General features: G+C 73.5%; 7 protein-coding genes. 3 read left to right on the top strand and 4 right to left on the bottom strand.

Annotated elements, in window-relative coordinates; genetic code table 11:
- Positions 1-1,250: 1,250 nt before the first annotated feature.
- The 3 genes from E9529_RS22870 to E9529_RS20370 are packed head-to-tail and all read right to left on the bottom strand — an operon-like array spanning position 1,251 to position 4,010.
- Positions 1,251-2,168, bottom strand: coding sequence for an AEC family transporter (locus tag E9529_RS22870; RefSeq protein WP_236833096.1), 918 nt, complete (start codon positions 2,166-2,168; stop codon positions 1,251-1,253).
- A gap of 19 nt (positions 2,169-2,187) precedes the next feature.
- Positions 2,188-3,600, bottom strand: coding sequence for an alpha/beta fold hydrolase (locus E9529_RS22865; RefSeq protein ID WP_236833095.1), 1,413 nt, complete (start codon positions 3,598-3,600; stop codon positions 2,188-2,190).
- Positions 3,597-4,010 (bottom strand): putative T7SS-secreted protein, encoded by a 414-nt coding sequence (locus E9529_RS20370; RefSeq protein ID WP_236833094.1) that lies wholly within the window; start codon positions 4,008-4,010, stop codon positions 3,597-3,599. The genes E9529_RS22865 and E9529_RS20370 overlap by 4 nt, the downstream gene beginning before the upstream one ends.
- Before the next feature lie 115 nt (positions 4,011-4,125).
- Here E9529_RS20370 and E9529_RS20365 point away from each other — a divergent pair, with 115 nt between their 5' ends.
- Positions 4,126-4,542, top strand: a complete 417-nt coding sequence (locus tag E9529_RS20365; RefSeq protein ID WP_236833093.1) for a PaaI family thioesterase — start codon at positions 4,126-4,128, stop codon at positions 4,540-4,542.
- A gap of 6 nt (positions 4,543-4,548) precedes the next feature.
- Here E9529_RS20365 and E9529_RS20360 read toward each other — a convergent pair whose 3' ends face one another.
- Complete coding sequence (locus E9529_RS20360) at positions 4,549-5,841, bottom strand: hydroxyacid-oxoacid transhydrogenase (RefSeq protein WP_236833092.1); 1,293 nt, start codon at positions 5,839-5,841, stop codon at positions 4,549-4,551.
- Positions 5,842-5,994: 153 nt separating this feature from the next.
- Here E9529_RS20360 and E9529_RS20355 point away from each other — a divergent pair, with 153 nt between their 5' ends.
- The gene (locus tag E9529_RS20355) at positions 5,995-6,963 is read left to right on the top strand and encodes a cyclase family protein (RefSeq protein ID WP_236833091.1); all 969 of its coding nucleotides are present in this window, start codon (positions 5,995-5,997) and stop codon (positions 6,961-6,963) included.
- Between the two features lie 4 nt (positions 6,964-6,967).
- Positions 6,968-8,545, top strand: a 1,578-nt coding sequence (locus tag E9529_RS20350; RefSeq protein ID WP_236833090.1) for an AMP-binding protein, incomplete at its 3' end; no start/stop codon positions are given.

Here is an 8,545-nt window from a genome sequence, read left to right as displayed (position 1 = left end):
GGCTGTGGAAGGTATCCAGAAGATCACGCGGTGGCCGCCTTCACGTGCAGGGCCCGCTGGTCACCGGGGCCGTCGCACACCACCTTGGTGGACGCCACTGAGCCCTGCCCTCCTGCCACGGAACAGTCACGCTTGGCTCAAGCGAGTCGACCGCTGAGAGGGGAACCCCTGTGCGTGGACGGGCAATCCGCGGGTCCCAACGGATGCGTTCCACCCCATTCACGGACGTTAGTGCTGACAGATGCCGCACCCTTCCCGCTCGATCTGCCACGCGGAGAACGGTTCGCCTCAACCTGCGCTTCAGCCCCTCCGGAGGCTCAAGGAGCTGCGTTGCAGTGGGCTCCGGAAGGCGGACCGCCTCAAGGAGGAGCCATCGCGGTGGCGACTTCGCTACTGCTCCGTCTGTGTGCCAAGGGAAGGCTCCCAGCCCGTACACGCCCGAGAGTGACCACGGATCGGCGGACGCGCTTTCACGAGCGACTACTAGCTGCGGTTCGCCGGCTGATCCCAAGCCACCAACCAGGCGGGCTCGCTCCGCTCGTGAGTCGACGACCGCGTATCCGTCGGACGCGAGCCTTGAATACACCGGCCGACCTTAGCGCGCAGGCCAACCAGCACGTATCGATCACGACGAGGATGATGCCCAGCGGTGGCGATGGGGTACTTCCTGGCCCGAGGTCACAAAGACCAGTGCAGGATGCCAGTGTGACTGCGCAGTCCCGACCGACAACACGTGCCGCTGCTGGCTACGACGTGACGCTCTTCTGCGACTGGCCTCGGTGCGGCGCATCCTGGGAGAGCCCTACAACACACGGCCCCGTCCCAGTTAGGAAGCACGACGCGCCAAAGGCCGGTTGGTTGTTCAAGGGCGGCCGCGACTACTGCCCAGATCACCGAGGGCAGGCCCGCAAGCTTCGTGTGGCAGAGCTTCCGTCGACGACCCGCTAGTTCAAGGCTGGTGGCGCGGCGCTCAACCCAACGTTTGACCCAATGAGCTGCGGCAATCAGTGATAGTCAGGCGCTCCCCCACCGATCATCGAGGAAGGCCGTTCCCGCAGGTGAAGGGCCGAATCGGCAGGCCACCGGCGTGAGCCCCTAGGCCGCCTGAGCCCTCTCATAATCCCTGGGTCGTGGGTTCGAGCCCCACCCGCCCCACCGCGCGAGGGCGCCTGCCACCGGCCGGGCCGGGCGCGGGTGTGCCGGAAGTCATGCGCACCCGACGCACCGGGCCGCGCCCCGACGGCCGCCTTTCAGCGGGTGAGCAGCAGCCAGAGCGGCACCGTGACCAGCGCCGCGGTGGTCGCCACCGAGATGTGCGCCGAGACGAAGCCGCCGTTGCCGCCCATCCGCGCCGCCAGCACGTAGGACGCGGTGGCCGGCGGGACCACCGCGAAGGCCAGCACGACCGCGCGCTGGTCCCCCTCGACCCCGAGCAGCAGCACCAGGGCCAGCGCGGCGGCGGGGACCACGAGCAGCTTGACCGCCGCCAGGAAGCCGGAGAGCAGCCAGCCGGTGCCGTACAGCCCCCGCAGGCGGAGCGCCGCCCCCACGGTGAGCAGCCCCAGCGGCACCGCCGCGGCCGCGATCCGGCCCAGGGTGGCGTCGACCGGACCCGGCAGCGCCAAACCGGCCACGTTGCCGAGCAGGCCGACGACGGTCGCGACGATCAGCGGGTTGCGGACCACGGCGCCGAGCGCGCCCAGCACCGCCCCGCGGCCGCTCGACGTCGCCGTCCCGTTGGCCAGGGCCACCACCGCGAGCACGTTCACCGCCGGCACGGTGACGCCGAGCAGCACGCCCATGAGCGCGAGCGCGGCGGGGCCGCGGTCGTCGACCAGGGCCAGGGCGAGGAAGGTGTTGAAGCGGAACGCCGTCTGCCAGCCCGACGCGGCGGTCACCCGGTCCACCCCGGGGAACCAGCGCACGAGCGCACCGACCAGCGCGCCGGCGGCGAGCGCCCCCAGGGCCGCCAGCAGCGCGCTGCCGGTGCCGCCCGCGGCGAGGTCGGCCGCCAGGGTGGTCCGCACGAGGAGGGCGGGGAACAGCACGAAGTAGACGAGGCGCTCGAGATCGACCCAGAAGCCCGGCGACCGCCAGGCCCAGCGGCGCAGCACCACGCCGAGGACGATGAGCGAGAACTCCGGCAGCACCACCGCCGCCGCCGCCACGCGGGCAGCCTAGCCAGGCTCACCCCCTGCTGATCGCGTAGACGTGGGACACCACGTCCACCTCCTCACCGGGCCCGGCGAGGAAGGGCGCCGCGCTCGCGCGGAAGGCCGCGAGCGAGGGGTCCTCGACCCGGTCGACGGCCCGGGCGCCGGGCAGGTAGCTGCTCGCCAGCCCGTGCGCGGTGGCGACGGCGCCCGTCGACCGGGCGAAGGTCACCGTGGTCACGTTCGGGTCGTCGTCGTTGTCCCGGCCGTCGAGGTGGGCGACGACGTCGTGCGCGTTCTCCAGCGCCAGCACCTGGACCCGCGACGGCACCTCCACCCGGCCGATCGGCGCGCCCGCGGTCAGCACCCCGCGGACGTCGTACGGGAAGTCGGCGGTCCCGGCATCGTGGGCGGCCTGGGCGGCCACCATCCCGCCCTGGCTGTGCCCCACGAGCAGCACCGGGTCCGAGGGGCCGGCGCCGGAGCGCCGCAGCGCCTCGGCCACCGCCCGCTGCCGCGTCGTGACCTCCCCGCCGAGCACCCGCAGGTTGGTGCCCAGGTCGTTGCTGGCCGGGTTCACCGAACCGTCGGGGAGCGACCAGTCCCCCGTGCCGGGGATGTCGACGACGTAGGCGGTCGTGCCGTCGGCGCGGGTGAGCACCCGGACGCCGACCTCGTCGCCGTCGGCCCCCGACCCCGCCGACCGCAGGTGCAGCGCCGCGAGCAGGTCCGCCGCGCCCCGGGGCGGCCGGACGGCGGCGGGGCGCAGGTCGTCCGGACGGCGGGCCACGACCGGGACGCCGTCCGGCCAGAGCCGGCCCAGCCGGGCGGCGGCCGACCGGACGTCGCCGCCACCGAGCCACGGCGAGAGCACTCCCCCGGTGCCCACCGCCACCCGCGCCGCGGTCCCGGGGGCGGCGCTGACGAGGTGGTCGACCACGCCCGGGTGCTCGGTCAGCCAGCGCTCGGGGTCGCCGGACAGCTCGCCCACCGCCACCGCGGCGCCGACCGGGTCGGTCACCACCTGCCCCGCCCCGGCGAGCAGCAGGCCGGCCAGCGCGGCCTCCGGGACGAACCCCGCCGCCCGATGCAGGTCGTCGACCAGCGCGGCGAGGGCGGCGTCCGCGGCCGCGTACGCCCCGGCCGCCGACCGCAGGGCGCCCGCGCGCGCGGTGGAGGACACGGCGAGCGCCGTGAGACCGCCCGGCCCGTCGAGCGCGGTGAGCAGCGCCGCCTGGAACCGGGCGACGGCCACCGGGTCGAGCAGCGCCGAGGCGAGCAGGTCGGGGTCGACCAGCACCGCGTGGCAGGCCGCGCTGGTGGCGGCCAGCGCCTCTGCCAGGGCGAGGCTGCTGCCGGCCAGCGCGACGAGATCGGCGAGGTCGGCCTCCACGCCGCCCGCGCCACCGTGCACCTCGATCCCGGCGACCACGGGCGCGCCGCTCACCACAGGCCCGCGCTGCCCAGTCGGGCCGACAGCGCGCGCCAGGCGTCCGCGCCCGCCTCGGGCAGCTCCCCGACGACGTCATCGACCAGGTCGCCACCGCGGGCCGCCCGCCGCGCCAGCCACGAGCGGACCGCCTGCTCGGCGCGGGCGATCGCCACCAGGCGGGCGCGCACGTCGTCGGCGTGCCGGCGCAGCAGACCGGCCGCCTCCTCCAGCGCGTCGGCCGCGGCCTGCACCTGCGCGCAGTCCCGGGCCAGCTGCCGCCGGTGCGCCGTGGCCGCGTCGGAGACCCACCGGGTGCGCACCCCCGCGAGGCGGTGCTCCTCCCCCGCTGCCCGCACCGCCCGCGCGCGCTCCGCGAGCTCGGCGGCCAGGCCGTCCAGCCCCTCCGGGTCCCCGTACGCACCCACCGCTGCCTCCTCCCGTGACCGACCAGGGCGGAGCGTAGGAACGCCGGAGGCCACCTCGCGGGGCTCCGGCGGGGTCTGTGGGAAGCGGCCGGGGCTGTTGATGGATGCTGGCCCGGTGACCGGCGCCCCCGATCCCCGAGCCATCGTGCAGACCGTCCTCGACATCTCGCTGCACCGGTTCCTCGGTGTCGGGCTGCGCGACGAGGCCGACCCGGCCGCCGGCATCCGGTTCCCGGTGGGCCCGGCCGCGCAGAACCCGGCCGGGATGCTGCACGGCGGCGTCGTCTACGCCCTGCTCGACGTCGCCTCGTTCCTCGCGCTGCTCCCGCACCTGGGCGACGGCGAGCACGCCGTCACCCACGACGTCTCCGCGTCGCTGCTGCGCCCGGTGGCCGCCGGGGCCGAGGTCGAGGTCACCGCCACCGTGCTGCGGCGCGGCCGCGCGGTCGCCTTCATGCGCGCGGAGGCCACCGTGGAGGGCGTGCTGGTGGCCACCGGCCAGGTCACCAAGACCGTCGTCGCCCCCCGCTGAGCCGCCTCACCACAGGGAGATCGACCGGCGGAAGATGCCGGCCAGGTCGTCCTCGGTGACCGCCCGTGGGCAGGTGGCCAGCAGCCGCTGCTGCTTCATCGCGCCGTCGACGAGGTCGGGGATGTCGCCCTCGCCGAACCCGACCGCGCCCACCCCGTTGGGGATGTCGATGTCGCGCATCAGGTCGGCGAGCACCGTGGGCAGGAACTCCGCGGCGTCCGACGGGCGGTCGGCGCCCGGCGCGAGCAGCTCGGCGGCGCGGACGTGCCGCTCCGGCGAGGCCTCGAAGGTGAAGCGGAACGCCTCGGGCGCGGTCAGCGCCACCGACATCCCGTGCGGCACCATCGGCTCGCCGGCCGGGTAGTCCTTCGGGTGGAAGTCCTTCACCTGCCCGGCGATGGGGTAGGCGTTGGCGTGCGGGATGTGCACGCCCGCGTTGCCGAAGCCCATGCCGGCGAACGTCGCCGCGATCGCCATGTCCGAGCGGGCCTGCGCGTCGTCGCCGTCCCGGACGGCGGTGCGGAAGGAGCCGGCCAGCAGGCTCATCGCCTTCTCCGACCACATGTCCGAGATCGGGTTGGAGCCGCAGTAGGGCACCCGCTGGTCGGGGCTCTTGCGGTCGTAGGTGGTGTACCAGCGGGCGGTGTAGCTCTCCAGCGCGTGGCAGAGGATGTCCATGCCCGACGCCGCCGTGACCCCGGGCGGCTGGCTCAGCGTGAGGTCGGGGTCGATGACGGCCAGGGTGGGCCGCAGCCAGGCGTGGCTGATGCCGGTCTTCACCCGCTGGGCGATCACGTCCATCACGCAGATCGTCGTGCTCTCCGAGCCGGTGCCGGTCGTCGTCGGGACGGCGACCAGGGGCTTGAGCGGCTGCGACGGCGCCTGCCCCTTGCCGACCGGCACGTTGACGTAGTCCATGAGCTCACCGGGGTTGGTGGTGAGCAGGTTGATCGCCTTCGCGGTGTCGATGCTCGACCCGCCGCCGACGGCGACGAAGGCGTCCCACGGGCCCGAGGAGCGGGCCTCGTCGATCGCCGCGACCAGGCTCACGTCGGTCGGCTCCACGTGCACGCCGTCGAACACGCGGGCCTCGATGCCGAACTGCGCCATCTGGTCGGCCACCCGCTGCGGGTGCCCGGTGGCCGCCACACCCGGGTCGGTGACGACCAGCACCCGGCGCACGCCGAAGCGGCTGAGGTCGAAGCCGATCTCGTCGGAGGCCCCGTTGCCGAACTTCAACTGCGGCGCCCCGTAGGTGAACACGGACTCCGGGTTGCCGGGCAGGGTGCTGCTGGTCATCGGTCTCTCCCCTGGACTGCTCAGGTGCGACGGCGGTGCGCGGTTGCACCGAATGTTGCACACCGGTTGTGGCTCCCACCACACCGGCGCAACACTCCGGGGACCGCCCCGCCCGTCCGACGGACGGGCCTCCGACCAGCCCGGGAGGCACCTGTGACCGACACCCCCGCGACCGCCCCGTACCTCGGCGACCTGCTCAAGGACGCGCCCACCAACTGGGGCAAGTGGGGGCCCGACGACGAGGTCGGCGCGCTGAACTACCTGGGCCCCGAGCAGGTGCTCGCCGCGGTCAAGCTGGTGCGCTCGGGCAAGGTCTTCACGCTGCAGCGGCTCATCGGCGACCCGAAGGGCGACCCGGTCTGGCCCGGCCGCACCCCCGCCGTCCGCACGCAGGTGCTCGACGAGAGCGACTGGGACGAGGGCGGCAAGGGGGCCGACTACCCCGGCGGCCTGCACTACGCCGACGACAAGATCGACGCCTACCTCCAGGGCTCGACGCAGTACGACGCGCTGGGCCACCTCTGGTACGACGGCAAGATCTGGAACGGCTACGACGCCCGCACCACCGTCGGCGGGCTGGAGAAGGCCAGCGTGGAGCCGATCGCCCAGCGCGGCGTGGTCGGGCGGGCCGTGCTGCTGGACATGGCTCGCTTCCGCGGCAAGCCGACCCTCGACAAGGGCGAGACGTTCACCCACGAGGACCTCGTCGCCTGCGCCGAGGCCCAGGGCACGCCGATCGAGAAGCGGGACATCCTGGTCGTCCGCACCAACTTCCTGCAGCTGTTCCACGAGCAGGGCGAGGCCTTCTACGAGGGCTTTAACGAGCCCGGCCTGGTCTACTCCCCCGAGCTGGTGCAGTGGTTCCAGGACATGGAGATCCCCAACCTCGTCACCGACACGATCGCCAACGAGGTCACCTTCGACCCGAACAACGGGGTGGCGCTGGTGCTGCACAACGCGCTGATGCGCAACCTCGGCGTCACGCTCACCGAGATCGCCGACCTGGAGCAGCTGGCCGCCGACTGCGCCGAGGACGGGCAGTACGCCTTCCTCTACGTCGCGGCCCCGCTGAAGGTCGCCAAGGCCGCGGGCACCCCCGTCAACCCCGTCGTCATCAAGTAGCCCGGTGAGCGGCTACGACGACCGGCCGTGGCTGGCGCTCTACGGCGACCAGCCGGCCGACTACGCGATCGAGCACGACAACGCGCTGGACATGTTCCGGGCGGGCGTCGAGCGCGACCCCGACGGGGTGGCGCTGCGGTACTTCGACGGCACGATCACCCGCCGGGAGCTCGACGAGCTCAGCGACGCCCTCGCCGTCGGGCTGCTCGCCCGAGGCTTCGGCCCGGGCGACCGGCTGGCGGTCTACCTGCAGAACGTGCCGCAGTTCGTGATCGCCATGGTCGCCGCCTGGAAGGCCGGCGGCATCATGGTGTCGATCAACCCGATGAGCCGCGCCCGCGAGCTCTCCTACCTGCTCGAGGACTCCGGTGCCACCGTGCTCCTGAGCCTGGAGTCGCTGTACGACGAGGTGGCGCGGGAAGTGGTCCCGGGCACCGGCGTGCGGCTGGTGCTCACCACCAGCGAGCTGGAGTTCCAGACCCGGGACGACCAGCGGCTGTTCGCCGGCCTGACCCGCCGGCGGCACGAGGGGACGACGGACTTCGCCGAGTTCGTCGCCGTCCACCGCGGCCAGGCGCCGCCACCGGTCGGCCTGCGCTCCGACGACGTGGCGTTCCTGACCTACACCTCGGGCACGACCGGCGTGCCCAAGGGGGCGATGAACACCCACCGGAACGTGGTGTTCACCGCCCAGGTCTACCGGGACTGGGTGCACGCCGGCCGGGACGGCGCGATCTTCGGCATCGCCCCGCTGTTCCACATCACCGGGCTGATCGGGCACATCGCGGTCAGCCTGCTGGTGCCGGCGCCGCTGGTGCTGGCCTACCGGTTCGAGCCCCAGGTCGTGCTCGACGCCTTCGCCGAGCACCGCCCGGCCTTCACCATCGGCGCGATCACCGCCTTCACCGCCCTGCTCAACGCGCCGGGGTTCACGCAGGACCACTTCGCGTCGTTCACCTCGATCTACTCCGGCGGGGCGGCCATCTCCCCGACCGCCGAGCAGAACTTCCTGGCGGCCACCGGGAAGCAGGTGCACAACGCCTACGGGCTGACCGAGACCACCTCGCCGATGACGGTGACCCCGTTCGGGGCGCCGTCGCCGGTGGACCCGGTGTCGGGCGCGCTGTCGGTCGGCGTCCCCGCGCCGAACACGGTGGTGCGCATCCAGGACGACGAGGGGCGCGACCTGCCGCTCGGCGAGATCGGCGAGATCGTCGCCGAGGGCCCGCAGGTGGTGGCGGGCTACTGGGGCAAGCCCGAGGAGACCGCCGCCGGCCTGCCCGGCGGGGCGCTCAAGAGCGGGGACGTCGGGTTCATGAACGCCGAGGGCTGGGTGTTCATCGTCGACCGCAAGAAGGACATGATCAACGCCTCGGGCTACAAGGTGTGGCCCCGCGAGGTGGAGGACGTGCTCGCCGAGCACCCGGCGGTCCGCGAGTCCGCGGTGGTCGGCGTCCCCGACGAGAAGCGCGGCGAGACCGTGAAGGCGTTCGTCAGCCTCAAGCCCGGGGCGAGCACCACTCCGGAGGAGCTGATCGCGCACTGCAAGGAGCGGATGGCGGCCTACAAGTACCCGCGCAGC

It is taken from the genome of Blastococcus sp. KM273128, from assembly GCF_021698975.1.
Taxonomy (GTDB): domain Bacteria; phylum Actinomycetota; class Actinomycetes; order Mycobacteriales; family Geodermatophilaceae; genus Blastococcus.
Note: the sequence above shows the minus strand (reverse complement) of the source record. Positions and strands in the feature narration are given on the sequence as shown.

What these genes read in the sequence shown, in the direction of transcription:
- E9529_RS20360 (WP_236833092.1), bottom strand. Translation starts at nt 5,841, where the DNA reads ATGACCAGCAGCACCCTGCCCGGCAACCCGGAGTCCGTGTTCACCTAC.